Source organism: Gardnerella rara (assembly GCF_055452355.1).
Map to the genome: position 1 here is coordinate 123,271 of NZ_JBVBJP010000004.1, position 26,208 is coordinate 149,478.

24 protein-coding genes are annotated in these 26,208 nt (G+C 43.1%); 2 read left to right on the top strand and 22 right to left on the bottom strand.

Annotated features, from left to right (window positions below):
• Positions 1-3 precede the first annotated feature (3 nt).
• Complete coding sequence (locus tag ACZ0NX_RS04890; protein ID WP_464405866.1) at positions 4-810, top strand: type 1 glutamine amidotransferase; 807 nt, start codon at positions 4-6, stop codon at positions 808-810.
• Between the two features lie 99 nt (positions 811-909).
• On the opposite strand, the gene upp is transcribed toward ACZ0NX_RS04890, so the two are convergent.
• The 3 genes from upp to ACZ0NX_RS04905 all read right to left on the bottom strand — a co-directional run bounded on the left by upp (position 910) and on the right by ACZ0NX_RS04905 (position 3,716).
• Complete coding sequence (upp, locus tag ACZ0NX_RS04895; protein ID WP_004120306.1) at positions 910-1,548, bottom strand: uracil phosphoribosyltransferase; 639 nt, start codon at positions 1,546-1,548, stop codon at positions 910-912.
• A gap of 262 nt (positions 1,549-1,810) precedes the next feature.
• A complete protein-coding gene (locus tag ACZ0NX_RS04900) occupies positions 1,811-2,473 on the bottom strand; it encodes a hypothetical protein (RefSeq protein WP_060787032.1) in 663 nt (220 codons plus the stop codon).
• Between the two features lie 46 nt (positions 2,474-2,519).
• On the bottom strand, positions 2,520-3,716 hold the full coding sequence (locus ACZ0NX_RS04905) for an NUDIX hydrolase (protein ID WP_464405869.1): 1,197 nt from the start codon (positions 3,714-3,716) through the stop codon (positions 2,520-2,522).
• Between the two features lie 272 nt (positions 3,717-3,988).
• On the opposite strand from ACZ0NX_RS04905, the gene ACZ0NX_RS04910 reads away from it, so the two are divergent.
• Positions 3,989-5,356 carry an ATP-binding protein gene (locus tag ACZ0NX_RS04910; RefSeq protein WP_415695447.1) on the top strand — a complete coding sequence of 456 codons (1,368 nt, stop codon included), beginning with the start codon at positions 3,989-3,991 and terminating at the stop codon, positions 5,354-5,356.
• A gap of 74 nt (positions 5,357-5,430) precedes the next feature.
• On the opposite strand, the gene ACZ0NX_RS04915 is transcribed toward ACZ0NX_RS04910, so the two are convergent.
• The 19 genes from ACZ0NX_RS04915 to ACZ0NX_RS05005 all read right to left on the bottom strand — a co-directional run bounded on the left by ACZ0NX_RS04915 (position 5,431) and on the right by ACZ0NX_RS05005 (position 26,116).
• Complete coding sequence (locus tag ACZ0NX_RS04915) at positions 5,431-7,065, bottom strand: ATP-binding protein (protein ID WP_060787035.1); 1,635 nt, start codon at positions 7,063-7,065, stop codon at positions 5,431-5,433.
• 295 nt (positions 7,066-7,360) lie between these two features.
• On the bottom strand, positions 7,361-8,125 hold the full coding sequence (gene nucS / locus ACZ0NX_RS04920; RefSeq protein ID WP_464405872.1) for an endonuclease NucS: 765 nt from the start codon (positions 8,123-8,125) through the stop codon (positions 7,361-7,363).
• Positions 8,126-8,167: 42 nt separating this feature from the next.
• Complete coding sequence (locus tag ACZ0NX_RS04925; RefSeq protein ID WP_060787037.1) at positions 8,168-9,640, bottom strand: amino acid permease; 1,473 nt, start codon at positions 9,638-9,640, stop codon at positions 8,168-8,170.
• A 65-nt stretch (positions 9,641-9,705) separates the two neighbouring features.
• Entirely contained in the window at positions 9,706-12,456 is a 2,751-nt protein-coding gene (locus ACZ0NX_RS04930; RefSeq protein ID WP_464405874.1) for an ABC transporter permease, read from the bottom strand.
• Between the two features lie 19 nt (positions 12,457-12,475).
• Positions 12,476-13,177 carry an ABC transporter ATP-binding protein gene (locus tag ACZ0NX_RS04935; protein WP_119529093.1) on the bottom strand — a complete coding sequence of 234 codons (702 nt, stop codon included), beginning with the start codon at positions 13,175-13,177 and terminating at the stop codon, positions 12,476-12,478.
• 51 nt (positions 13,178-13,228) lie between these two features.
• On the bottom strand, positions 13,229-13,849 hold the full coding sequence (locus ACZ0NX_RS04940) for a DUF5701 family protein (RefSeq protein WP_060787040.1): 621 nt from the start codon (positions 13,847-13,849) through the stop codon (positions 13,229-13,231).
• A gap of 51 nt (positions 13,850-13,900) precedes the next feature.
• On the bottom strand, positions 13,901-14,971 hold the full coding sequence (locus ACZ0NX_RS04945; protein ID WP_060787041.1) for an aspartate-semialdehyde dehydrogenase: 1,071 nt from the start codon (positions 14,969-14,971) through the stop codon (positions 13,901-13,903).
• An 85-nt stretch (positions 14,972-15,056) separates the two neighbouring features.
• Positions 15,057-15,638: an ACT domain-containing protein gene (locus ACZ0NX_RS04950; RefSeq protein ID WP_081090960.1), complete on the bottom strand. Its 582-nt coding sequence runs from the start codon at positions 15,636-15,638 to the stop codon at positions 15,057-15,059.
• Between the two features lie 82 nt (positions 15,639-15,720).
• Positions 15,721-16,485: an aspartate kinase gene (locus ACZ0NX_RS04955; RefSeq protein WP_415688826.1), complete on the bottom strand. Its 765-nt coding sequence runs from the start codon at positions 16,483-16,485 to the stop codon at positions 15,721-15,723.
• Between the two features lie 168 nt (positions 16,486-16,653).
• A complete protein-coding gene (gene recR, locus ACZ0NX_RS04960; protein ID WP_415695451.1) occupies positions 16,654-17,262 on the bottom strand; it encodes a recombination mediator RecR in 609 nt (202 codons plus the stop codon).
• A 3-nt stretch (positions 17,263-17,265) separates the two neighbouring features.
• Positions 17,266-19,527, bottom strand: a complete 2,262-nt coding sequence (locus ACZ0NX_RS04965; RefSeq protein ID WP_464405878.1) for a DNA polymerase III subunit gamma and tau — start codon at positions 19,525-19,527, stop codon at positions 17,266-17,268.
• A 129-nt stretch (positions 19,528-19,656) separates the two neighbouring features.
• Positions 19,657-20,061: an Rv3654c family TadE-like protein gene (locus ACZ0NX_RS04970; protein WP_060787045.1), complete on the bottom strand. Its 405-nt coding sequence runs from the start codon at positions 20,059-20,061 to the stop codon at positions 19,657-19,659.
• Positions 20,058-20,432: a TadE family protein gene (locus ACZ0NX_RS04975; RefSeq protein WP_060787132.1), complete on the bottom strand. Its 375-nt coding sequence runs from the start codon at positions 20,430-20,432 to the stop codon at positions 20,058-20,060. Before ACZ0NX_RS04975 ends, ACZ0NX_RS04970 begins: the two co-directional genes overlap by 4 nt.
• Positions 20,433-20,667: 235 nt before the next feature.
• Positions 20,668-20,943, bottom strand: a complete 276-nt coding sequence (locus ACZ0NX_RS04980) for a DUF4244 domain-containing protein (protein WP_060787046.1) — start codon at positions 20,941-20,943, stop codon at positions 20,668-20,670.
• 119 nt (positions 20,944-21,062) lie between these two features.
• On the bottom strand, positions 21,063-21,680 hold the full coding sequence (locus tag ACZ0NX_RS04985; RefSeq protein ID WP_060787047.1) for a type II secretion system F family protein: 618 nt from the start codon (positions 21,678-21,680) through the stop codon (positions 21,063-21,065).
• A gap of 71 nt (positions 21,681-21,751) precedes the next feature.
• Positions 21,752-22,378 (bottom strand): type II secretion system F family protein, encoded by a 627-nt coding sequence (locus ACZ0NX_RS04990; protein WP_415688828.1) that lies wholly within the window; start codon positions 22,376-22,378, stop codon positions 21,752-21,754.
• A 28-nt stretch (positions 22,379-22,406) separates the two neighbouring features.
• On the bottom strand, positions 22,407-23,441 hold the full coding sequence (locus tag ACZ0NX_RS04995; RefSeq protein ID WP_060787133.1) for a TadA family conjugal transfer-associated ATPase: 1,035 nt from the start codon (positions 23,439-23,441) through the stop codon (positions 22,407-22,409).
• A complete protein-coding gene (locus ACZ0NX_RS05000; protein ID WP_464405881.1) occupies positions 23,422-24,627 on the bottom strand; it encodes a CpaE/TadZ family protein in 1,206 nt (401 codons plus the stop codon). Before ACZ0NX_RS05000 ends, ACZ0NX_RS04995 begins: the two co-directional genes overlap by 20 nt.
• A 130-nt stretch (positions 24,628-24,757) precedes the next feature.
• A complete protein-coding gene (locus tag ACZ0NX_RS05005) occupies positions 24,758-26,116 on the bottom strand; it encodes a ClC family H(+)/Cl(-) exchange transporter (RefSeq protein WP_415695455.1) in 1,359 nt (452 codons plus the stop codon).
• Between the last annotated feature and the right edge of the window lie 92 nt (positions 26,117-26,208).

Genomic DNA, 26,208 nt, shown 5'->3' on the forward strand with positions numbered 1-26,208 from the left:
GTTATGAATAATATGAGTGATGTTAATGATATTAGTCAAGCGGATGCTACTAATAAAGACGCAAATCGCGTGCTAGATATTGTGTCGCTGTATCCAAAAGACATGAATATTTACGGCGACTACGGCAATGTGCTTACGATTATGCGCCGAGTGGAATTGTATGGTTACAAGCCCGTGTTGCACGAGTATAACGTTGGAGATGCTTGGCCAAAGCGAGTAGATATGATTCTTGGCGGAGGTGGCCAAGACCATGGTCAAAGCAGAGTTACTGAGGATTTGTTTACGCGTGCAGACGCGATTCGCGAGCTTGCAAAAAATGGCGTTCCAATGCTTATGATTTGCGGGCTTTACCAGCTTTTTGGAGAGTACTTTGAGACTATTGAGGGGCAAAAGCTTAAAGGCATAGGTGTACTCGGCGAGCATACGATTGGCCAAGATGTGCGCATGATTGGAAATCTAGTAGAGCATAGCGCCGATTTTGGCGATATTGTTGGCTACGAGAATCATTCTGGGCGCACAAGCTTGCAAGATGGCACTCAGCCGCTTGGATTGGTTGATGGCGAAGATTGCGGGAATAATGGCAAAGACCACACAGAAGGCGCTAGAAAATACAACGTTATTGGCACTTATATGCACGGTTCGGTTTTGCCAAAAAATCCGCGTTTGGCTGACTTTTTGATCCGCACTGCTGCGCAAAATCGTTATGGAGAATTTGAGCCAAAGCAAACAGACGCCCAGCGCGCGGAGCTTGCCAAATTAGACGAATTAGCAGATTGCGCTCGCAAAATCGCCATAACTCGTCCGCGGTAAATACAAAAGCCTGCTGAAATCGCAAAGTGTTGCAAAATCAGCAGGCTTTTTGTTGTCTAGCTTTTGATTCTAGTTTTCGTTTGATTTAGCTAGTGACTATTAGTCAATCAAGCCGTACAAACGATCGCCAGCGTCGCCAAGACCTGGAACAATATAAGCTTTGTCGTTCAGATGCTCATCTACAGCGCAAACAACAACCTTAAAGTCAATAGAAGGATCAATCTCCTTCTCAATGCGCTCCAAGCCTTCTGGCGCTGCCAAAATGTTAATAGCGGTAACATCTTTAGCGCCGCGCTCTGCCAAATAATGCGTAGCGGCAATAAGAGTGCCGCCAGTAGCAAGCATTGGGTCAAGAAGGAAGCATTGACGACCAGTCAAATCTTCTGGCAAACGGTTAGCATAAGTGACGATGTCGAGCGTCTGCTCGTCTCGCTTCATGCCAAGGAATCCAACCTCAGCGGTTGGAAGAAGGCGAGTCATGCCGTCGAGCATACCGAGGCCAGCGCGCAAAACCGGCACAACCATTGGGCGTGGGCGGTTTAAATGCTTGCCAGTCATCTTGCAAATAGGAGTTTCAATCTCTCGATCGCTAACTTCTAGATTGCGGGTTGCTTCGTATGCTTCGAGTGTTACCAATTCGGAAACTAACTCGCGGAAAATGTTAGATGGTGTATTCTTATCTCGCAAAACGGTGAGCTTGTGGTCCACCAGCGGATGATGTAAAACATGAAGATCCATACCTTCTAGATTAGTGCAAGCATTGCACGTTAAGCTAGCGGCGTGCCGTGAATATTTAGAAAAAATATAAACAAGTGTTAATGAAGGTTGAATTTTGTGAATTGCTGGAGAATATTAAATATTTTAAAAACGCTGACTTGCGAAAGCGCCTGTCGGCGCAAACGCCGCTCGCAGCGGCAAAAAATGGAGCCCGGGGCTTAAGCACAAGCCAGCGTCACTCCCGAGTATACATGCTTTTCGATTTCAGCGCGCCGCGAATAATCTAATCAAGCTTGCCTGCCTGCCATAATTTTGCGCCGCTAGCAAAGTCTAAAGAAAGCGCGTGCATGTTAGCGCAGGTGTGTAAAATGTTGGCAATTTTTTGCGCGTTGTTGCTGCTAGAGTCTTGCGCATTTTGGCTTAGTTTTTTTGCGTACGCACGCATTCCGCGCGAAATAATCGCGCTAAATGCACAAGCTCTGTATAGTGCAACCGCAAAGTCGCCAGTAAACGCGCCAGAAAGAATTGAATCCGCAAGGCGTTCAATATCTTCTTTTGTAGGAGACTCGTCAACTCCAGTAATCGCCGAAGCGCTAGTGGCCTCTGGCTCGCCAAGACGCCAATATGCAGCGTAGGCATTGCCATTCTTGCGCAGCGATGTTCGAAGCAAATACAGCCTCCAAAGCATTCCAGGAAGAGACTGAGCTTCTGCTTTACTCCACAAATCCGCAATAATCTCAATGCCTTCGTTTTCTACCAAGTTGAGCACGCGCTCAACAATCTCTGGAGTCTGCGTTTTATGAACGCGATTTAGCAAAACAGCTGCCGACGTGCGGCTAATTTCGTTTACGATTTGTGGGTCTGTGCCGCCTTCAATTTGCGCGAGCATTGCTGGATCCATTTGCGCTGGCCTGCTAGGGCGATTGGAGCCTATTGGGCTTGGCATAAACGCGGATCTGCTAGAGTGAATTGAACCCGATTGCGAATTAATATTAGTAGACAATTGGCAAAACCTTTTCTATGTTTACAATTTTAGGGCCTTTTTCGGTGCTTACAATGTGCAAAATCACTGCGCTTCCTGTAGGCATGTATGGCGATTTTTGGCTGAGTATGCGTTTGTGTGCTCTAGGTTTTGTTATTTCGCGCAAATAATCGAAGAAAGTGCCAATCACTGGACGGTGCAGGCATATGACTGTTGCATTGTTGACTGTGTTTGCATTTTGTTCATTATGCTCAAGATTTTGTATTTCGCTTATCAGCACAGATAACGTAGATTTTGGTTGTTTCTCGTGATGATCTTCAGTAAGTTCCGCAACCTGCTCTATAGGAAGTGAAGAATCGCGCGCAAAAGCTGCGACTGTTTCCAAGCATCGCTTCCAAGGAGAAGAAACAATTTTGTTTGGAGCATAGCAAGCAAGTTCGCGGCCAAGCGCGTAAGATGCTGCAGAACCAAGTGGTGTGATTGGGCGAGTGGCCTCGCTGCCTTGCCAAGCTTTTCTCGATTCCGCCTTACCGTGTCGTACAAGAATCAGCGTTTTATAATTTGCTTGCCCAGACTTGATTCGCTCAAGGAATGCGTCTAAAACAAGTTGATCACTATCGTGCGTAAGTTTTTTGCGCGCTTTTTCAGGCGTGAGCCAAATAACATTGCCGATTTCCGTAGGCTTTGCTGGTTTTATTGGACCAAATGCTGGTAAGCGTTTTAATGCTGCACTTCCGCTTATTTCTTGCATCATCCAGTAGTGGATTCGCTTAATTACTTCTGGCTGACTGTTGTTTTGTGCGCCGCTCTTTGCGTTGCTTTTTATGCCGTTTTTTGCAGACGATTTTTTGCCTTCGTTTTCGAGCGGATACTCGATTTGTGCAATATGTGGGCCCAGTGTAACCGCGTAGCCAGTCTCTTCGCCAACTTCACGCACAGCAGTGTGACGATGCGATTCATTCGCCTCGTTCTTGCCTTTTGGCCAGCTCCAATCGTTGTATTTTGGGCGGTAAACAAGGCAAAGTTCTATGTTGCTTTCGTTTAACACTTGATTGCAAGTGTTGGATTCGCTGCCAACATTGCCGAAATCTTCATTTGGATTTGTGCTGTTCGGTTTGCTCGGCTTGCTTTCTTTGCTAGTAGTTTTGCGCAAGCGGTAGATGATTCCGCCAGCCGCTTCAACGTATTGCTTTGCTGTTGCACTCATATTCACTATTTTAGCGTTTTTCTTTTGTAACTTTTAGTTGTGCTTTAATGTTTTATATTTTTAATGTTTTATATCTTGTACACAGTCATTACTTGTATAAACGTGCGAAGCAAAAGTGCTGTTATTGTTTGCCAATACTCCAATTCTCCCAAAACTGGCAAATTATGGCGTAAAAAACATCCCAAAACTGGCAAATTATTATTCAAAAAACATCCTAAAACTGGCAAATAATGCTATAATCGTTGTAATATCAACATTAAAAAGAGTAAGCCATGGAACGACTAGCATTACAAAAATTAATTGCCTGGAATAGCAAGCCGAATCGTAAGCCGCTAATTATATGGGGTGCGCGTCAGGTTGGCAAAACGTATCTAGTAAAAGAACTTTTTGCGGAAAAATATTATAAAAATAGTTATATTTACATCGATCTTAAAAAAGAAGATGAGGTTCGTAACTTTTGCGAAAGCACAGCAAACGCAGAAAAGATTATAGAATACTTGTCTTTGCGATTTTCCAAGGCTATAGATGAAGGCACTTTGCTGATTTTTGACGAGATCCAAGAATGCCCAAATATTATTTCGTCGCTTAAATATTTTTGCCAAGATTTTAGAAGAATTCACGTAATTGCAACGGGTTCAATGGTGCGAATCAAATTGCATCGCGAAGCTCACAAGCAAAATTCGTCTAAATCAGCAGTTGACCAATTCCTATTTCCAGTAGGCAAAATTGACCAGATAACAATCTATCCAATGACTTTTGGTGAGTTCCTACTAAACAATAACAGTCTTCTATATTCAAAGGTGCGCGAAGCATATGATTCTAAGCAAGCGCTGCCTACAGAAATTCACAATCTTGCGTTAAATGAAGTGTATAAATATTTGCTGATTGGGGGTATGCCAGAAGCAGTAGGAGCATATATTGAGCGCAAAGATTTACTAGAATCGCGTGAGGTTTTGCGCTCGCTTTATGACAATTATCTTGCAGATATGGAGTTGTATCAAGCAAGTAGCGAATCGATTTTAAGATCTCGACTTTTATTTGAGAATATTTTTAGAGAGCTTAACAAGGAATCAAAAAACTTTTCAGCTGGTCTTATTAAAAAAGATAGTAGAACTAGAGATTTTGCGACATCCATTCAATGGCTGCTTATGACTCATATTGTTAATCAGTCGTTCCAGCTTAAAGAGCATATAACTATGCCACTTATGCAAGAGAATGAAAGCAATTTCCGACTATTTTTGTGCGATATTGGCATGTTCTCGTATCAAAGCGGAGTTAATGCAGCATCTTTTATTTCAAACGAAAGAGACAATACGCTATCTGGTATTTTCTTCGAAAATTACGTTGCAAACGAACTTAGCGCAAATGGTTTAAAACTGTTTTATTGGCGCGGGAAATCAGATTCAGAATTGGAATTTATAATTGAATCAAATAATAAGCTTTTCCCGATTGATGTTAAAAAAGGCAGAGGAACTCTTAATTCTTTAAATAAGTTTGCAATGCACAACAAGTTTGAGTTTGCAATAAAAGTTTCTAAAAATAATTATGGCTATGATGCAAATCAGAAAATCGCGACTATGCCATTTTATTTTATGACGTTCGTGGCTAGCGATTTGGCTGCTGGAACGCTTGAGATTTAGTGTAAGTGAGTGGCGTTTGCGGGAGCGAAGGCGGGCGTGCGGCCGCGCGTAGTTTAGTATTGGCTTAGAGAAAGTCAGTTGCCAGTTTTCGTATATTTGCGCTGCTTACTTGTTATTTTTCCTAGTGCTTTTACTTTATTTTCTGCAATTAGCTTGCGCAAATGTCGTCTGACTGTTTCTGGAGACTTTTGAGTTAGTGCTGCTAATTCTTGTGTTGTTATTGTAGAGTCAACAGGTATAAGCGCTAGCAAAATATCGTCATTTAATAGATTCCTTTTGCTATCCGCTTGTGTGCGTTCCTCTTGAGTGTAATTTTCCAACGTTTGTTTAGTTTGTTTAGTATTAGCGAATTCCTCAACATAGTTTTTGTTAGAATCCATTATCTCAGAGCGGTTTGTGTAGTCTACGTAATTTACATAATTCATGTTGCGAGGGAATTTTGCTTTTGCGCGCTGCAAAATCACGCTAAAAGAGCCCAGCTTAGGTATAAATTGCGGTTTTGGCAGCGACCATGCTTGCATTTCGTTAATCATAAATGCAATTCCGCTACCTTGGCCTTCAACTGGCCCTGCTCCAATTCTATTTGCTTCGATTGGTGTGTATTGAGCCAATTGCATAAGCGCGGCGTTTCGGCACTTCGATTCGCCGTCGTCAATGTTATCAAGCGTTTTCCCTCCCCATAATCCCCCAGGATTTGTTATAACAACTCTGTTGGGGAAAATGTCAACGCTTACAGGCTGACCTTGAAAATATTCGTGATATTCTCTGTGAATTACCGCATTGGCTATGGCTTCGCGTAGAACTTCGCGCGGAATCTCCGATTCTTCTATGCGTTCAACGCCATTAATAAATGTGCTAACTCGAAGATTTTTAATAACCGCATTTACGGCATCTTCAATCATTTCGGATATTGCGCCGCTACATTCTTCGCGATCTATAAAACGCTGTACTCCAGTCGAAGATTTTTCTGTTCCTGCATGAGCTGTTACGTCAATAAACAATCGCGGGAAAAATTGCTGCGGATAATTGCCAAGAGTTAAAAGTCCTGCCATGCGTACGCGCCCTTGCTTATCTGTAATGTTAAGACGCGTGAGCTTTTCATCTTCTGTTGTAGTTCCGCGTAAAGCTTTGGAATTTGCTCGCTTTGCTATAAGATTTTCGACTAAATCTTTGTTTAAATCAGATTTTGTAGCTTCTTTAACAATCGACAAATCTATATCGCTTGGGCGTAGCGCGTTTTCTATTTCGTAGACTTCATCATTCGACATGCGAATGTCTTTGTCGTCAACACGTTTGTAACTTCCGCCTTTACTTCCTTTAGCTGTAATGTAGCAAGGCTTTTTATCGGCAGCGTTTTCGTAGATTTTTATAGCCAGGATTTGATAGTTATTGTCTACGATTACTCTTTCTAAGTCATATTTTGGGGGGTATGTTAGTCGTGCTCCATTGACTCCGCCATCGCCTATCCCTTCAATAAATTGATCGCGAACTTTTTTAATATCGAAGTTTTTTGTTGGAGAAAAATCGTTGCTTTCATCTAGCCCGAGTAGTAGCGTGCCGCCATTTGTATTAGCAAAGGCGCTTACTGTTTCCCACACACTTACGCTAAGCTTTGCATCACAGCTTTTTGCCTCATAATTGGAGTCATCTGTTTTTTGCATGCGCAATCGCTCTATGGCTTCTTTTATCTGTTCATTTAGGATTGCCATTTTTGACTCCTCGGTTAACTGTGATTTGCCAATGCTTAGATGCTTTTACGGTCACCTTCACTGTCATCATATCACAGTCATGACTGTGATAAAAGCGTTGTGACTGTCATTTTCTCGTTCATGACAGTGATTTTCGTATATATGACTGTCATCTACTATATTTTGACTGTGATTTTATGCATTTTGACCGAGATGTGCTGATTTATGACAGTCATTCTGGCTGACATGACTGTGTGTATGCGCGACTGTGACTGTGTGGATGCGCTAGGATAGCGATTTGTGGTTTGCGAGCATCCTAAAAAAGTCGCAGCTCGTCCGAATTCGCACCGCGCATATCGTCATAATCCAAAATAAGGCAAGTAAATCCTCTATCTTGCGCAAGAGTGCGTGCTTGTGCGCTAATCGTTTGCGCCGCAAAAATGCCGCGAACGGGTTTAAGAAGCGGGTCGCGGTTTAGTAACTCGCAATATCGCGTAAGCTGCTCAACGCCGTCAATACCGCCATTTCGTTTAATCTCAATGGCAACGTGAACGCCGTTAGAATCCTTAGCCATAATATCCACTGGACCAATCGCAGTAGGGTATTCGCGGCGAACAAGCTTTGCGCCTTTACCAATGCGTTCAATCTGCTCTGCTAAATAATGCTGCAAATGCTCTTCCACTCCGTCTTTAACAAGGCCTGGGTCTTCGCCTAAATCGTAAGAAGAATCGCTGTAAACATGCTGCAAAACAATGCGAAGTATGTCGTTGCCTTTTTTGGCTGCGATTTTTAAAATCGTTCCGTCTGCAAAAATAGACTCGGAGCTAGATTTTGCTTCGGCTTTTGCTTTAGATTTTGCTTCGGCTTTTGCTTCGGCTTTTGCTTCGCCCTCACTAGATTTTCCTTCAACGCGCATTGTGCAAGGCGCAACCATCCAATTTAGCGGCTTGTATGATCCAAGCTCCGAAAAAATGAGTACGCTTCCGTCTTCTTTAATTAGCAAGACGCGTTTAGACATTGGAAGACTTGCATTAAGCCTACCCGTGTATTCTGCACTACAATCCGCAACAATAATTCGCACACAAAAAGCGTAGCATAAATCGCGTAACTACTTGCACAAAAACTATCTGCCCAAAGCCGCCGCTAAATCGCGATTCTGCCAGCGCTGGTGCAGTGCGCAATAGCCTCCAAAAAGCAAGAGCCAAATAAGTCCGCCAATCGCAGATCCGCGAGTGTCTTCGCTAATAAATAGCGTTATGTAAACGAACACAAAGAATGCAATCGTTAGTGAATTAAGCAGCTTATAGTGCGGCATAACAAAGCCGTCTGGCATAAAATCAGCCGAAGCGCGGTACTTTCTGTGCGTAACCATAATCAAAATGTAAATCATGATTATTACTGCCGAAGACGCAGAAGCAAACACAATAAACGCGCCATGCACTCCAGGAATTGAGTTAATAAGCGGCGAGAAAAGAATTAGCGCAGCGGAGAAAATGATTGCCCTTGCAGGAACCTTAGTACGCGAAACTTTGCGCAAATGCGAAAGAGCAGGGGAATTAGATTCCAGAGCAATTTGATACATGTGCCTTCCTGCAGAATAAAGCAGCGAATTAAGCGCAGAAGATGCAGCCGTGATTACTACAAAGAACACGAGCGCCGAAGCCCAATGAAGTCCCGCATATTGGAAAACCATAATAAACGGAGACATGTAAACGCCTTTAGAATCGGTAGCTTTAAATTGTTGCCAAGGAACAATTAACATGATTGAAGCGAGCGCTCCAACGTAGAAAATCAAGATTCGCATAATAATCTCGTTAATTGCCTTTGGCAAAACTTGGCGAGGATTCTTGGTTTCCGATACGGTAACGCCTACAAACTCAATAAGCTGGTATGCGTAGAACACCATTTGGAAGCTCATCAAAAATGCCAGCCATCCATTTGGCATAAGCGAGAAGTTGTTGAAAATATTGTCAAAGCCTGCGTGGCCTGCAGGATTTACAACGCCACTAATCTCCGTTGCAGGGTAATGGTAGCCAATAATAACCATTACGGCGGCAGTTGCAATAAGGGCAACGATTAGCGTGATTTTAATCATTGAGAACCAAAACTCTGTTTCACCAAACAGCTTAACCGCAATCAGATTTATGCATACCAAAGCGCCCAAAAATGCCACTTCTATAAGCCATTTCCATCCGCTAACGTCTATTCCAAAAGTTTGGAAGAATGTAATACAATACGTACTAACGGCTGTAATCTCACTCATGCCAATAAGCACAAGCACTATCCAATACGACCATCCTGCAAAATTGCCCCAGCCTTTGCCTAAATATTTCGTAATAAAGCTAATAAAAGTGTGCTGGTTTGGGTCTTTATACATTAGTTCGCCAATGCCACGCATAAGCAAAAACATGATTAGGCCAACGATTATGTATACAAACATAATGCTAGGGCCTGTAAGACTAATGGATTTGCCAGAACCCAAGAATAGGCCAGTGCCGATTGTTCCACCTATAGCAATGAATTGAACGTGTCTTTTTGTAAGGCTGCGCTCCATCTTGTTAGTGTGACCATTATTAGTTTGGTCAATATCACTCATTGCTATAACTCCATTCTTTTAGACTTGAGCTTTCAATTTTATAAGAACCCGTAAATATTGGATTATTATTCCACGCTTTTAAGCGAGCTTACGGGGTCAATGCGGTCTAGTGCTGGGCTGGTTGACCATTGAACAATAAGAGCAAAAATCAGCGTTGCAAAGCCAGCAATCGCATAGCTTAGCCAAGATACCTCGACTTCAAAATACAGCGCTGGCATTCGCAAGGCGTTTGTTAGCAAGCCAGCAACTAGTCTTCCTAGTGGTAAACCAACTAGAACGCCTATTACGGTGAGTGCAAACATTTCTTTATGCACGTAGGCATGAACTTCTTTTTGATAGAACCCAAGAACTTTCAACGTAGCTATCTCTCGAGATCTTTCCGAAATATTGGTGCTTGCAAGCGTAAAGAGTACGGCCAGTGCCAAACCAGCGGCCAGAGTCACTATAAGCGCAACAACTGCATTCATTAAATCGAAGCTAAAAGCGTGTTTCATACGCGTAATGCTCATAACAGCAAGAACACCTTCTCGGTTAGCAACATTATCGGCGTAACGCATTTTTGCGTCGTCTTTTCCGCAAAGTTGTAGCATTAAAGCGTTGTGCTTAATGGTTTTTCCATTCTTAAAGCCGAATATTTTTTCGTAGCAGCGCGAAGTCATGTATATATTTGATCCAATAAGATTGCGAACTACGGCTCGCAACTTTACTTTTGCGCGTTTAAAGTTGGAATTAGTTATTTTAATATAATCTCCGCGAGAAACGTTAAGCGATGATGCTGCGCTTTGAGAAAGAAGAGGCCCGTCATCGTTAAGCGAAATAGTTTGCAAATTGTTATTAACGTCTTGAAGATTAACCATTTTAGACAACGTTGCTGAATCTTTAACAACTACAATTTGCACGCTTTCGGAATTTTCAACGCTGCTAGCGTTGGATTTGTTGGATTTTCCGCTATTTGCATTGCTTTTTGCGATTTCTCCAGAGCTGATGTAGGCAGGCAAAATGGTATCAACAAGATTGTTGGATTTATCTTTTTGCATGCTTTTCTTCATATTTTGGAATGCATCTGGAGTGGAAATAGAAATCATGTCGTAGTGGTAAATGCCGTCATACTGGCGAATACCAAGGGTTGCAACGGTATCGTTTAGTGCCAGTGCGCACACAATTAACGCCGTGCACCCAGCTACGCCGCCGATTGTCATGCATAATCTGCCTTTAAAACGAGCCAGATTTCTTATAGATACCTTGTTTAAAAAGCTTAGGCGATTCCAAATAAATGGCAGACGTTCAAGAAGCACGCGAGCGCCCGCTTTTGGTGATTTTGGACGCAGCAATGTTGCTGGAACTTGCTTGGTCTCTTTCCAACTTACGATTATTGTGCATATGGCAACTGGTATTACAAACGCGAGCACACAAAGCGAGCCGTAAAGCCAGTCGTAGCGTAAAACAACTCCTGGAACTGTGTATAATCCGCGCAAAATCTTAAGCAACAAGGATGGTATTGCTAAGAATCCTAGAATATCGCCGATTCCGCCGCCTATAAAGCAGGCGAAAATCGCAAAGAAAGCATGTCTTGTTACAGCTGCGCAGCGGCCATAGCCTAGGCTTAAGTAGGTTCCGATTAGTCCTCGTTCCTCTTCTACCATTCTTGCCATTGCCGTTAGGCTCATCATCATTGCCACTATAAGGAACAGCACTGGAAAAGCGTAGCCGAGTGATTGAATTGAAGCCACATCCGAGCGCAATCGCGTGTAGCTGCCATTTTCTATGCGTGTAGCAATATGCCATCTTGCTTGAGGAACAAGTTTTTGCACTTCTGGCTTAATTTTTGCGTAAATCTGCGCACGAGCCTTAGTTAGCACCGAGGCAGGCGCATTTTTTAGCATTGCAGTGGAAGTTATAGTCTGATTTACTTTTTGATTTGTCTGGTCTTCTATAACTTGATTTCTGCGCGTTTTTTGGCAATCGCTTTGCACGCTATTTTTAATCTGATTTGAAGCATCTGCCACAATTGCGCGATACTTTTGCGAAAAATTATTAACGCGGCTAGGCTTTGCTAATCGCACCGATATAGATGTGTATGGGTGGTTATTAGTGCTTTTGCTAGCAGCAGATGTGAAAATTGAATATCTCGATATAACAGAGTTACGGAAAGCTTTTGACTGATACCCGTTTGGATTGTCTAAATCGTTAACATCCAACACGCTTCCCGTAATTAAAATCTTATATTTTTGCTTTTGATTAGTACCATTAGCTAAACCAGAGTTTTGTTGTACGTTTAAAAACAGCGTGCTACCTATATGCAAGCCACTATCGTGCAAAAATCGTTCAGTTACGGCAGCTTGGCGATTATTAGTTGGCATATTGCCGCGCAGTAGATGCAGTCGATTTAGATTTTTAGAATTGTGATTATATTGAACGAGGTTCATTGCGTAAGACAAACTGTCATTATTTAGCGGGTGGGCGGTGGCTTTAAAAGACTTTTCGCCCTCGGCTTCGCTAACAATGGGCAATTTTTTGATTGCTTTAACATCGTTGTTGGTTAATCCAAGAGTAGATACGATTTGCAAGTCGTAAGCTTTGAGATTTGTGTAAACATTGTTTGCGCCAAGAAGCATATCGTTGCAGCCTGCGTAGATGCCTGTCATAACAGCAACCCCAAGCATTGCTATAACGGCGAGTACGCAAAAACGGCGCCATTCATGAATCCACATTCGTACGGCGCTAATAAAAACTATTGGCAAAATGGAGTGTGCGCGCTTAGTGCGAATCGCAGTTTTACGCTTGATTATCTTGGATTTTACGGTTTTGTTATTCACTATAAATCACCACTCTGCATCACCACTCAATGTCTGCGATTGCAGCGGGATTTTCTTGAACAGTTTCACTTACGACTTTTCCAGAATGGAATCGCACAACTTTGTGTGCCATAGGAGCAATCGCCGCGTTATGCGTAATAATAAGAACCGTCATGCCTTCTTTTTGGCAAATATCTTGAAGTAATTGCAAAACAGCTTTTCCAGTTTCGTAATCTAATGCGCCCGTTGGCTCGTCGCATAAAAGCAGCTTAGGTTTTTTAGCTAGTGCGCGCGCAATAGAAACTCGCTGCTGCTCGCCGCCCGAAAGCTGGGCTGGAAAATTGTTAAGTCTGTTTTTCAAACCTACGTCAATAAGTGTTTGAGCTGGGTCAAAATGATCTGCGCAAATTTGGGAAGCAAGCTCCACGTTTTCTAATGCCGTTAAATTTGGAACAAGATTATAAAATTGAAAAACAAATCCAATATCTTCTCTGCGATACTTTACAAGCCCACGGCCATTGAGCTTTGTAACATTTAAATCGCCAACAGTTACGCTACCGCTTGTTGCTGTATCCATGCCGCCTAAAATATTCAATGCCGTAGTTTTTCCAGCTCCCGAAGCGCCTAAAATAACGGTTAGTTTGCCGCGCTCGGCTGTAAAACTGGCATCATCTAGCGCTCGCACGACGCCTGTACCAGATGGGTACTCTTTTACAACATGATCAAATGTTATGTATGCCAAAATTACACCTTACTTATGGGACTTGCTGGGTTTGCTGGGTTTGTGGATGCTTTATTGAAACAGTGATACTCCTCGTCGAGCAATGCAATATGCGTTACCAAGCCAAGTGTGCCTTGAATTTGGCCAAACAGCACCGAGACGCGCGGCGCCTTGACTTATCCAAATACTTGGGACCCTTCCGTCGGAGCTTTTTGATCCTAAAAGATTAAAGCCATTCTTGCTTTCAAGCCAATCAGGGTGCTGCGTGGCAATTGCCAATCCTTCTTCTAAAGTCAAAGGAAGGCGCTCGTCGGAGTCTATAAGCTTTCTGGCAACATCTGGCTCGCGATTTAAATACGATGTACCCGTATGTGGGTCGATCGCAAGGTAAAATGGCCCTTCTGGAGGCTCAAAACCATCTTGTGGCAGGAAGCTAGCAATATCTCTAGGAGGCATTGTTGTAAAGCCAGCCATTCTTTCAATGCTGGTTCGAGAAATCAAAGACTCTGGCGAAACCAGCTCGCGAGTAGGCACAAGAAGAATGTTTGTTCCCAAATCACTTTGCTCTAGCGCGCGAATAAGTGGCAATGCTAAAGCGCGGAACGACGCTGCGCTCATATCGGCAACGTCTGGGTAACCAAGAGCAACAATGCGGTCAAGTTGCTTTTGTATTTCTTGCGAGGCTATAGACATATTTATATTTTACGTAAAATTTTCTACAATTGCGAGTCTGGCTCAACTTAATTAATACGCGATTAGACTGCGATTTTTAGCTACGATTTCCGCCAGTTGTACAGCGTTAAGAGCCGCGCCCTTGCGAAGATTGTCGTTTGTAACAAACATTGCCAAACCGCGCTTGCCATCAACTGCCTGGTCTTGGCGAATGCGGCCAACGTAGCTTGCAGACTTTCCTGCAGCAAGCTGAGGCGTAGGAATATCGTCTAGCGCAACGCCATCGGCCGATTTTAACACCTCGCGAGCCATATCTGGTGTTACATCGCGCTCAAATTCGGCATTAATGCTCATTCCGTGGCCTGTAAAAACGCCTACACGCACGCAAGTGCAGCTTGCTGCAAGGTTTGGAAGGTGCAAAATCTTACGACTTTCGTTGCGAAGCTTTTGCTCTTCGTCGGTTTCTTGCGACCCGTCATCAACAATCGCGCCAATAAATGGAACAACGTTGAATGCGATTGTGCGCGCAACTTTGGTTGGCTGCGGAAAATCAATCGCATCTCCGTCAAACACAAGCTTATCTGCGCCCTGATCTAAAGCCGCTTGCGCTTCGTTCATAAGCTGCAACGCGCCCGCTCTTCCAGCTCCAGAAACCGCTTGATAAGAAGATACAATAAGTCGTTTTAAGCCAAAAGCTTTCGAAAGCGGATTTAAAACAGGCATGCACGCCATTGTTGTGCAATTTGGATTAGCAACTATTCCACGCGGAATATCGTTCAAATCTTGCGGATTTACCTCTGCAACCACAAGTGGAACATCGTTATGCATGCGCCATTGCGAAGAGTTGTCGATTACTATTGCGCCCGCATCCGCAAATCGCGGCGCCCACACTTTGGACGTTCCGCCGCCTGCAGAGAAAATCGCAATGTCAATTCCGCTTAAATCTGCTTTTTCTACGTCTTCTACAACAACATCTTTGCCTCGGTAGTTTAAAACTGTTCCAGCTGAGTGTGCGGAAGCTAAAAATCGCAAGTTTTTAATTGGAAAGTCGCGCTCATCTAAAACTCGGCGCATAACCATTCCAACTTGGCCAGTGGCACCTAAAACCGCAAGGTTTACGCCTGTGTTGCTTATAATTGCCATTTTGTCTCCCTTATTTTGCGATTTTTTTATTTTGTGTGATTGATTTTGTGTGATTTTCCCTGGTTTTACGCGATTTTACGCGATTCTAGCGGCCGCTTCCTCCGTAAACAACAGCTTCCACTTTGCTTGCGTCTAATCCGTAGGCTGTGTGAAGCGCGCGAACCGCCTCGTCGAGCTGCTTTACTGGAACAATTGCTGCAATGCGAATCTCTGATGTGGAAATCATAAGAATATTAATTCCGTGATCGCTTAGCGCTGTAAAGAATGTGGCGGCAAGCCCAGAATAAGTTTTCATTCCAACGCCAACAACTGCGACTTTTCCAACCGAAGGATCCACATCCATAGACGTAAATTGCAACTCGCCGCGCGCGCCTTGCAAAACCTTGCAAACGGCATCTAATGCCGAGCTTGGGGCGGTAAGAGATATGTCTGCTGTTTCGGTGGATGCACTTGCCTGAGCAATCATGTCTATGTTAACGTCTGCAGCAGCAAGAGTTGTAAATACTTTTGCAGCGTTTCCAGGCTTATCGGGAACGCCTCGAAGAGTAATCATGGACTCGCTTCTATCGTGTGCAACTCCAGAAATCACAGGGGTCTCTGGGCCTAAGTCTGGGAATAAATCGCCCATTGTGGAGCGAATATCAATGTTTGCCATTTTATTTGCCATTTTTGCCGCCTTCTATCTATTGTCTTTGCTTATTTACTGTGTGTTATGTTGTGCTTTATGTCTATGTCTTTTTAATAAATAATTAACTTAGATTTGGCAGGCTCTTTGGATCCACTCCGTTAGGAACAACCAAAGTGCCATTTCTGTGAGAAAACGAGCTGCGAACATGCAATGGCATGCTAAATCGTTGTGCATATTCAACACATCGCAACGCCAAAACGCGCGATCCGCAAGATGACATCTCTAGCATTGAGTCGTAGTCAATAACGGGGATTCGCTTTGCTGTTGGAACGATTCTAGGGTCTGCGGTAAAAACGCCGTCAACGTCTGTGTAAATCTCGCAAATATCCGCGCCCAATGCCACTGCCAGCGCAACAGCAGAAGTATCTGAGCCTCCTCGGCCAAGCGTTGTGTCGTCGCCAACTTCGCTAATTCCTTGGAATCCTGCAACAATTGCAACGCTGCCTTTTTTAAGCGCGTGCGTAACGCGATCTGGCTTAACAGCGCGAATATGAGCCGCTCCAAATTGAGCGTCTGTCATAAATCCAGCTTGCGAACCAGTAAAAGAGTAGGCGTGCGACCCCTGCGCGTGAATGGCCATTGCCAGAAGGCTCATGGAAATGCGCTCGCCCGCAGTCATAAGCATATCCATTTCTCTGGCTGGCGGATGCGCATTTACACTCATTGCCTGATCAATTAAGTTGTCTGTGGTGTCTCCCATAGCTGAAACAACAACCGCAACGTCGTTTCCAGCCGCTTTTGTGTCTAAAATTCTTTTGGCTACGCGCTGGATTGCGTCCGTGTCTTCTACAGAAGAACCGCCGTATTTCTGCACTATAAGAGCCACTTTAACCCCTTATGTTCAGGTTATGCTTCTAAAGCATGCACGTTAGAAGAACTAATCTAAAATCAGACTACCAAGCGTGCTCTATTTATTTTTATTTTTATTTTGCAATACGTTAGTGGTGTATATTCTGGCGCGCGGCGGCTTTCGATTTTTCCGCGATGGGAATTCCTATACCTCTCGTCTGCCTTCAAACGCTCTTCCAAGCGTCACTTCGTCTGCATACTCAAGATCTCCGCCAACTGGCAACCCGCTTGCGAGCCTAGTCACCTTTATGTCAAGCGGCTCAAGCAGTCGCGCTAAATACGTAACTGTTGCTTCGCCTTCTATATTTGGATCGAGCGCTAAAATAACCTCTTTTACTTGTGCGTCTTTTAAGCGCTCAAGTAGTTGCGTTATTTTTAAGTCTGCAGGCCCCACGTTTGCCATTGGATTAATCGCTCCGCCTAAAACGTGATAAACGCCCGCGTACTCGTGCGTGCGCTCAATGCTCATAATGTCTTTTGGCTCTTCTACAACGCAGATTTTTGTGTGGTCTCTTCTAGGGTCTAGGCAAACAACGCACGGGCTTTGCTCGCACACGTTTCCGCAAATTTCGCAGAACCGCACGTTCTCTTTTAAGTCGTTAATTGAGTCGATTAGTTCTTGCGCTTGCGCGTTAGAAGACGAAAGTATGTAAAATGCGATTCTTTGTGCGCCTTTTGGGCCAATTCCAGGAAGACTAGAAAATGCGTCTATAACTCTGCCAATTGCGCCTTCGTACGATGACACATTATGCACTTTTTACTCCTCTTGCTTTCGCCTGCGCGCGTGTGCGTTTTTAGGATTATTTGGGTCGCTTGCGCCGAATTCTTTTACAGATTTGACTTCAAACATTTTTTCTAAGTCGTCTATGCCAATGTTTGTTGCAGATTCTAAAGACGCGTCTTGCATTGAGCATTCGTCTTCTTGAGCGCCATTTATGACTTCATCTTGCTGCGATTGCGCTGGCGATGCGGCTGGCGATTGCTCCTGCTCTATTGATTGCGATTGCGCTTGCTGCACGTGTTGTGTTTCTTGCGATTCTTGCAGTGCTTGAGCTTGAGCTTGTGCCTGTGCTTGTGCCTGTGCTGCCGCAAGTGCATCTCCCATTGGTGCAGACGCCATGCTTGCCCATGCGTCATCTTGCGATGCGTCTAAAGAACTATCTAAAGAACTATCTAAAGGGCTATCGCCGCCTAAAGGGCTACCTGAAGGCTCACCTAAAGGGTTATCTAAAGGGCTATCGTCAGCCAACTCGCTTTCTTCGCTGGCTGTTTTGCCAAATCCTTTTACAATTCCAGCCTTGCGCATAAGCAACTCGCGCTTAACTTGAGCAAGCTTTTGAGAATCCATTTTTGCTACGGATTCAACTTTTTGGCCATTTTCTGCAACAGAATCAGGCGCTATTGAAACGTCTTTGCCAAAAACGTCTTTTACTTTGCTCATAACAACAACGGGTACTTTTTTGCCATCGTAAGGAGCAGTTGTGCAAATCGCAAGCGCAAAAGCATGCTGGCTTATAGGCTCGTCAAAAGTTAGAACAAGCTTTCTTTTTAGCGGATTACTTTCGTCTAATCTAACCTTTGGAACATGATTTCGCTCTACGTATTCGCGAACATCGTTTGGAAGATCTTTAACCAGATTATTCCACGCCTCGTCAACGTCTAAAATCTTAGCTGGCTGATCAAGCTGTGCTTCTGCTTGCGATTGTATCTGTTCTGGCTGTATTTGTTCTGGCTGTATTTCTTCTTTTTGTATCTGTTCTTGTGCTGGCTCTTGCGTCTGCGTCTGCTTCATCTGTGGCGGCACTTGCTTATTGTTCTGTTCTTTGTTTGCCGAGCCAATAAAATGCTTTACGTTAGTTTTTGGCGCTTCAACATTTTTTGCATAAATCTGCGTTTGAGCATTTTCGGTAGAATCTGTTCTAGTGCAAAGCAGGCGCGCAACAAGAATTTCAAGATTCATTCTAGGCGAAACAGCATTTGCCATTCCCGCAAAAGCATTATTTACGATTTCTGCCATTCTAGACAAGTTGCTCAAAGTAAGCTGACTTGACTGGCGTTGTAAATCTTGCATGTCTTCTGGAGATAAATCTCCCAACAAGTTTTTAGCGCTATTAACTCCTGCAGAAGCCAATAGCAACAAATCGCGCAAGCGACCAAGCAAATCTTCTACAAACTTGCGACTATCGAAGCCTCCAACAATAACCTTTTGCACAGTTTCGTAAAGTTTTGCTCCGTCTTTTTCAATAAGAGCATCAACAACGTCTCCAATTAAGTTAGAAGGCGTAAATCCAAGAAGCGCAACAGCAGAATCTAATGATATAGCGCCATTTACGGAGCCAATCATCAACTGGTCCAACACCGAAAGCGTATCTCGCATTGATCCGCCGCCTGCGCGCATAGCAAGACGCAGAACGCCTTTTTGTGCTTGAATTCCCTCTTTTTGGCAAATGCTCTCTAAGTAAGGACCCATTACTTCTGGTGGAACAAGCCTAAACGGGTAGTGGTGAGTTCTAGAGCGAATTGTTCCAATCACCTTATCTGGTTCTGTTGTAGCAAAAATAAACATAACGTGCTCAGGCGGCTCTTCCACAATCTTAAGCAAAGCGTTAAAGCCTTGCGGAGTAACCATATGAGCCTCGTCTAGAATAAAAATCTTGTATCTATCTCTAGCTGGCGCAAATCCTGCGCGCTCGCGCAGTTCTCTAGCGTCATCAACACCGTTGTGGCTTGCTGCATCTATTTCTACAACGTCTATAGAACCTGGGCCGCCTGTTGCAAGATCTTTGCAGCTTTGGCATTTTCCGCATGGCTTAGAAGTTGGGCCTTGTTCGCAATTAATGCATCGCGCTAAAATGCGTGCCGAACTTGTTTTTCCGCATCCGCGAGGCCCTGAAAATAGATAAGCGTGCGTTATTTTGCCTTGATCAAGTGCTCTAATAAGCGGAACTGTAACCTGATTCTGACCAATAACACCTTCAAAAGTGTCTGGTCTATATCTTCGATACAACGCAAGTGCCATAATAACCTACCGCCAACTAGACATTAACTTGAATCCACTTAATCTTGCTTAAGCAAGCTTCTGTTTTATTTTAATCTTTTAATCAAACATGCAACGTTTCCGCACGCTATTACATGCTACATTATGCATTTACTTGCTACAATCCACTAAGCCTGCTTTAGCGCTTACGCTTATACTATTTGCCATTGGAAGGTGTAAAGGAACGCTTAACTTTAGCGATATGTCGTTGTCTTTTTCAACACAAGACTCGATTTTTGCATTGTTTGCTCTAGCTGTGTTTTGTGCGATTTTGCAGGCGTCTCCTTGCATGTTTTGTATGGCAACAGCTCCAGATATTGCCGCCGCATTTGCTAGCGCGTATGCGCGGTGTTTAGAAACAAGAATTGACCCAATAACAGCGCAAAGAACCAGCATAGAGCAGATTGCGGTTACCAATCCTATGCCTAGCATAGTTCCAGAACCGCAATCCGCCCCGTTCAAATGCTTAAAACAAAAACATTGCGTTATTAATCGCTTAGTTCTTTTTGATCTCATATTAAAACCTGACTAATGCGTGCTTCAATAGATAATGGCAAAACCTTCAGCGGGTCTGGCACAACTGGGCAACTAACAACAATATTTGCCATATTTCCAACATATTCAACTTTTACAGAACTATTGTTTCCAGATACTTTATGCACTATGTTTTGTGCTTCTTTAGAATCGTGTGTGGATGCTACATAATAGGCAACCTGGCCTGCTGCGTCGTTGCAATTCATTGTATTTACAACTGATTTCCCTACAAAAATTAACACCACAGTAAGAATTACAACTGCAGGCAAAATAATCGCAAATTCTGCGGTTACTGCCCCAAAATCTTTAGTATCTTTAATATTTTTAGCAAATTTAGCGACTTTAGTGCGCATAGTTAATTCTGTATCTTTTTTATTTGCATCCTTCTTATTAAAAATGTTCAAAAATATATAATTCTTCATTTTTTCTCATTTCTTTTGCATTAGTTAAATCTCCATTTATTAGTGTTTGTGCTAGTTCTTTAGTGCTTTTAATCAATTCAAATTTTGTAAATCTTATATCATCAAGAGCTTCGCAATGTTTCACGCAATGTTTCACGTAATCTATTTTGGTATATCGCTTATTGCCCTAGCTAACGTGCAAAGCTCTTTTAACTAGTTCGCCAATAGCGGTGCGTACAGCATTTGATTTAGCAACTGCAATAAGAACAGCAGCAAAAGCCGTAGCAGCTATAAGAACAACCGCATATTCTGCAGTAACCGCTCCTTCATCTAGCTGCTTTAGGTTGTGATTCAAGCGATTTTGCACGCTATTGCATGCTTGTTCTGCTTTAATCAGCCCTTCGTTTGCCTTTATTGCAAATGTGCAACAAAGGTTTGAAAATGTGTTAGCAATTTTTTTCATGTTACTTACCTTCCTTTCTTTTTATTGTTTATTTTTTTTTTTATTTATGTACCCGTTTGGGGCACAAATTTTATACGCGACTTTTGCGCTGGATTATAAATTTGCAAAAACCTTTGATATTAGTGCATAAATGCTGCAACAGTTGGCAAAATTCCAACAAAAATAAACGCTGGTAAAAAGCACAATCCAACGGGCAAAAGAAGACGAACGGAAAGTCTAGAACTTTCTTTCTTTGCAATGTTCTTCATCGATTGCTCATAGTTTTGTAAAACGGCGTTAAGCACTGGAACTGGCGAGCTTCCATAACTCCAGGACTCGCTTAAAGAGTTTTTTAGCCACGCACTTAAAACTAAAGAAGAATAAGAGTTTTTATCTTTTTTATTAAAGTACACGTGTGGCGCGCTCCATGCTTCTCGCCAAGTGCTACCAGAAATAAGCGCTTTAGAAACTCGTTTTAGCCAGATTCCCTTAGAAGCGGGCAGCGCGCAGCCAACTGCGTCAAGTGCTCTAGTTATTGCAACACCACTTTTTAGCGCCACTATTATCATTTGCAAACCAAGAATCGGGTCTATATCGTTTATTGTGTTCTGCCTAAACTCGTAAGTCTCTTGCATAAAAATAGCAGGTTTGCATGCGCGATTATACAGTGAGCTAACTGCCACCTGCTTAGAAAAAAGTTTGCACAAAACAATTATGTATGCAACTAAAATAATCCAAATAATAATTGCCTTTAGCATTTAACCTCCTATATAAGCTCTAAGTTTTAACGTAAAAACTTTTAACTGTTGGTAACTGTTGCCAATTCGCTCTAAGCTCCACTAAGGTAAGGAGTGCTCATCGCTTTTTTAGAGGAATTAAGAATGCGTGCAACCCAAATAATGCCAATTGTGTAAAAGGTCATTCCAACGCCTAAAAGCGTATAGCCCTTGTAGCTTGTAAGAATCATTAATATTGGGTTTGCCCCTAAAAGTTGGCCTGTTAAAAGTGACAAAAAGGGAAGAGCAATAAGCAACTTTATAGTGGCTTTTGGCATTGCAAAAACCTCCTCGCTTAAGTCGTCAACTCTTTTATTTGCGTAGTAAGAATCCGAAACAGCTTGAACGCAATCTGCCATAGGGCAGCCAATTGAGTTGCTTAAGTTGTACACGCACATAAGCGACTGTGCAATTCTACGCGCATCTTTTTGATCTTTGGTCTTTTTAGAAGTTTTTGCATTTTTAAAAGACTTAGCTACATCAGCGGTATTATTGCTTGACTCTAGTCTAGAATTAATCCACTTTAATATGGATTCTGCATTTATCTGCTGGCTGTGCGCCTTGCTGCTTACGATGCTGGTGTTGCTATTGCGTTCAGCGCTGCCTCTAATAATCGATTCAAAAGAAGACCCCGATTTTAAAGATGCAACAAGAGCTGCTAGCGATTCTTCAATACCCATATCAAATCCTTTGTTAGCTTTTTAACAGTTAAGCCTTTAAAACAATTTGCGAATTTAGAGGCAAATGCCATTTAGTTGCAAAATCTTTCCACGCTAAAGTGGTCTCTATTTGTGAGTCTTTAACTCTTAAAACAGGAACACCTTCTAACGCGCCAGAATCATTTGACTTTAGCAATCCAAGTTCTTTTACAACGCGCGCTCCATTTACTCGCTCAACGTGAATAACAACGTCGAATGCATCTGCAGCTAGAGCGCAAAGTGCCATTGGTTCTAGCCCTGCAAGCAAACCCAGGGCCATTAATCGTGCTGGAACCTTTTGCACTTTATCGGCGTGCAAAGTTGTCATTCCTCCCTTGTGACCGCATGTAAAAACGCGCAGCAAATCAGCTATTTCCTTGCCTCTACACTCGCCCAAAATAATTCTGTCGGGGCGCATGCGCAAAGTGGCCTTTACAAGATCTGGCAAATCAATGCAGCCAGCACCTTCAACATTCGCTTCCCTTGTGGCTAAAGAAACGTGATCGTTGGAAACAGAGCCCAATTCTCGTGTTTCTTCAACAGTTACTATTCTGTCTTTTGGATTGCAAGAAGCTAAAAGAGCCTTCATAAGCGTTGTTTTGCCCGAACCTGTACTGCCTGTAATCAAAATATTTGCGCGGCTTTCAACCAGCAAATAAAGAATTCTAGATAGCTCAATTGGAAACATGCCTTTGCTGCTTAACTCCGTTAAACAATAGCGTTTTAGCGCTGGAAAACGAATCGAAATAGCAGCTCCGCTTAAAACTATTGGGGCAATAAGCGCGTGAATGCGCACTCCTAGCGGGCTAGAAGCGTCTGCAATTGGGCATGCGTCGTCTAATCTTTTACCTAATTGAGCGCACAGCCAAACAGCATATTCGCGCAAAACGCTGGGATTATCAAACGGAATCCTTGGATTGTATTCTTGTAGGCCTAATCCAAAATCCACCCAAACGCGGCCAGTATCTGTAACAACAATATCAGTTGTTTTAGGATTGTTTGCAAGATCTTGCAAAACGCCAAAATCAATATCTTGTAGAACCATGTTTACCGCCCAATATTTTTGAAAATCTTCCATATTTACAAGATTGATTGCCTTGCGCAGTAGACGCCATTAAACCCGATTCGCGAGAAGTGCCAAGCAGCCAAGTGGTGATTTTCCCCACGGTTGCTTGCGCACATTTAGGTACGCTTCTAATTCCATACCCGCCAATTATGTCTTCGTACATTTTAGAATCGTGGCCAATTGGCCCTTCTACATTGCAAAGTAAATAATCGCAAGCTTCCCCAACTTCTACAGGGCAAAATCTGCTAGAAAGTCCGCGTGGGTTTAAACCTGCAACAATAGAAGTGAGATTCTTGGCATAATTTTTATTATCTAACTCTAGATTTCGCCAATGCGCTCGCAATCGTGCAAGGCCTAAAACGCTAAGCTCTGCTGCAAAAATTGTTGGAACCTCTGCCAAAGTTGGAAGATCTTTTAAAAGCTTTCTTGCCGAAAGCCCAGATCCAATGTCTACAATCACAACGTCGCAAGCTTTAGCAAGACCCCTAATTGCGGCCTCAATAACCCATGGCTTAGGCTCCTGATTTTTCCAAGGCGAATAAGCCAAAATATCCACATTGTTCCAGTGCAAAAGCTCGCAGCGCAAAACGTAGCCGTCTAATCTTCCTAAAGGAGCTTGAACCTCTTGCAATCTTCTGCCTTCATCTTGCTCTAATCCAAGCAAAACATCTAAACCGCCATTTGAAATATCTGCATCGATTAAAGCTACAACGTATTTTTTACTAGCTATATTGCTTGCCAGAAGCGCAAGAGTAGTGCTTAAACCAATTCCGCTATTTGCGGCAGAACCAATTACAACATTTTTTGGAAAAGGCTTTAGCGAATAGTTCAAGCTTCCAATAGTTTCTTGAACAACATGATTATTGCGATTGTTGTTATTATTGCAATTTTCGCCACTATTGCGATTGTCTTGAAGCATACGATTATTTATAACGCCAAAATCTTTGCTAACCGCAGGGCTTGCAAGAAAATCATAACTGCGATTAAAAGACGCAATAATAGTTGAGTCTTCACTCTTATTTGCCTGATTAACTTGGCTAACAATGTTAACTTGCTTAGCTTGGTTAATCGCGTTTTTAAGCGCGCTTGCCTGAGGTGGGTACGTGTTAAGTGCCCTAGCCACGCACGAAGGTGCATCGTAATTATCAATATTCATATTGCTCATGCAGCTATTGAATAGCATGCAAAACAAATAAGCAATACTTTTGTAAAAATGTGGTTAAAGGCTTAATAAACGTTGCAATTCCGCCAAAAAGTTATCCACATTGCTGTTTTAGCTTATTGCTGTATAAGCATTAGCGTACAAGTTTTGGATTGGAAGCCATATATCTTTCCAGAAGCTCACCGTAGATTGGTTTAGTGTGCAAAATGTCGGATACAAGAAGCGCAATAAACGCAGAGGCGGCAACTGGCAGAGTGTGAATCATTGTTCCCGACATTTCTACGGTTAGCAAAATCGAAGTGAGCGGAGCTTTTACCGAAGCCGAAAGCGTGCCAGCCATAACGCACACTGTAAAAATCGGCATTAGTTTTGCGTTAATGCCAAGTAGAGGAGTGTTTATAATTGCTCGCGAAGCAACGCCGCCTGCAAGCGCTCCAACAGCCAGAATTGGCATAAAAATACCGCCAGGAGCGCCGCATCCAAAGCTTGTAGAAGTAAACAGCATTTTTGCAACAAACAGAAGGCACAGAAGCGCTATGCTTACCTTTCCATATTCGGAAAGTTTAACAAGATTTGAGCCTCCACCAAGAACCTCTGGCAAATATAAGCCAACAGGAATTGCGATTAAACATGCTACAGATACAGGAGCCCATTTGGGCAAATATTTATACAGCGTTTGTAATCCAAGTAAAGAGCGGTTCATTAAAGATCCAACAAGACCTGCAAAAATGCCAAGCGGAATCAGCCAAAAATGAAGTGCCATTGGCAAGTCTGGAATCATTCCAAAGTCTAAAACAGGGCGAAGTCCAAAGCATGTTTGAGACACAAAGTCCGCGCAAATAGATGCTACTGCCGCTCCCATAAGAACTGTTGAAGATAGCCCGTGTTGGACTTCTTCCATAGCAAACATTAGTCCCGAAAGTGGTGCGCTAAAGGCAGCAGATAAGCCAGCTGCTGCTCCAGCGGTTACAACATAGTGTTCTTGTGTATCGTTTTTATTGCCTTTTCTAAAAATTCTAGACATCATTTGCGCGCCGCAAGCTCCGATTTGAATCGAAGGGCCTTCGCGCCCAAGAGACAAGCCAAACAGCGACCCCAACAATCCGCCTACAAATCGTACAGGCAAAATGGTGTTCCAACACATTTTTAGTCCGCGCTGAATATATCCAACAACTTGCGGAATACCGCTTCCAGATGCCATACTTTCTTTGCGACTCATCCAGCCAATAAAAAGTCCAGCAACAATCGCAAAAACCACACACGGTACAACCCAAAGCATGTTTTGCAACATTCGCGCATACATCCATCGCGCAAAATCGGTTCCGCACTCAATCCCAAGTCTATAAGTTGCCACAAGCGCGCCCGAAACAAGGCCAACAACTGCGCCCGCAAGAACCATCTTCCATCTAAGATGCTTAAGTGTTTTAAGAATGCGATCCGAAAGGTCGCGCAAAAAATCGCGTATAGAACCGCCTACGTTCTTTAAAGTCACAATAAACCTATTCTTAAATCAAATCGCAAACAAATACACAAAGCATTCTAACATTTTTAATAACACAATAAATATCAATTAATAAAATACAT

What these genes read in the sequence shown, in the direction of transcription:
- ACZ0NX_RS04890 (WP_464405866.1), top strand. Translation starts at nt 4, where the DNA reads ATGAATAATATGAGTGATGTTAATGATATTAGTCAAGCGGATGCTACT.
- upp (WP_004120306.1), bottom strand. Translation starts at nt 1,548, where the DNA reads ATGGATCTTCATGTTTTACATCATCCGCTGGTGGACCACAAGCTCACC.
- ACZ0NX_RS04900 (WP_060787032.1), bottom strand. Translation starts at nt 2,473, where the DNA reads ATGCCAAGCCCAATAGGCTCCAATCGCCCTAGCAGGCCAGCGCAAATG.
- ACZ0NX_RS04905 (WP_464405869.1), bottom strand. Translation starts at nt 3,716, where the DNA reads ATGAGTGCAACAGCAAAGCAATACGTTGAAGCGGCTGGCGGAATCATC.
- ACZ0NX_RS04910 (WP_415695447.1), top strand. Translation starts at nt 3,989, where the DNA reads ATGGAACGACTAGCATTACAAAAATTAATTGCCTGGAATAGCAAGCCG.
- ACZ0NX_RS04915 (WP_060787035.1), bottom strand. Translation starts at nt 7,065, where the DNA reads ATGGCAATCCTAAATGAACAGATAAAAGAAGCCATAGAGCGATTGCGC.
- ACZ0NX_RS04925 (WP_060787037.1), bottom strand. Translation starts at nt 9,640, where the DNA reads ATGAGTGATATTGACCAAACTAATAATGGTCACACTAACAAGATGGAG.
- ACZ0NX_RS04940 (WP_060787040.1), bottom strand. Translation starts at nt 13,849, where the DNA reads ATGTCTATAGCCTCGCAAGAAATACAAAAGCAACTTGACCGCATTGTT.
- ACZ0NX_RS04945 (WP_060787041.1), bottom strand. Translation starts at nt 14,971, where the DNA reads ATGGCAATTATAAGCAACACAGGCGTAAACCTTGCGGTTTTAGGTGCC.
- ACZ0NX_RS04950 (WP_081090960.1), bottom strand. Translation starts at nt 15,638, where the DNA reads ATGGCAAATAAAATGGCAAACATTGATATTCGCTCCACAATGGGCGAT.
- ACZ0NX_RS04965 (WP_464405878.1), bottom strand. Translation starts at nt 19,527, where the DNA reads ATGGCACTTGCGTTGTATCGAAGATATAGACCAGACACTTTTGAAGGT.
- ACZ0NX_RS04970 (WP_060787045.1), bottom strand. Translation starts at nt 20,061, where the DNA reads ATGAGATCAAAAAGAACTAAGCGATTAATAACGCAATGTTTTTGTTTT.
- ACZ0NX_RS04975 (WP_060787132.1), bottom strand. Translation starts at nt 20,432, where the DNA reads ATGCGCACTAAAGTCGCTAAATTTGCTAAAAATATTAAAGATACTAAA.
- ACZ0NX_RS04980 (WP_060787046.1), bottom strand. Translation starts at nt 20,943, where the DNA reads ATGAAAAAAATTGCTAACACATTTTCAAACCTTTGTTGCACATTTGCA.
- ACZ0NX_RS04985 (WP_060787047.1), bottom strand. Translation starts at nt 21,680, where the DNA reads ATGCTAAAGGCAATTATTATTTGGATTATTTTAGTTGCATACATAATT.
- ACZ0NX_RS04990 (WP_415688828.1), bottom strand. Translation starts at nt 22,378, where the DNA reads ATGGGTATTGAAGAATCGCTAGCAGCTCTTGTTGCATCTTTAAAATCG.
- ACZ0NX_RS04995 (WP_060787133.1), bottom strand. Translation starts at nt 23,441, where the DNA reads ATGGTTCTACAAGATATTGATTTTGGCGTTTTGCAAGATCTTGCAAAC.
- ACZ0NX_RS05000 (WP_464405881.1), bottom strand. Translation starts at nt 24,627, where the DNA reads ATGAGCAATATGAATATTGATAATTACGATGCACCTTCGTGCGTGGCT.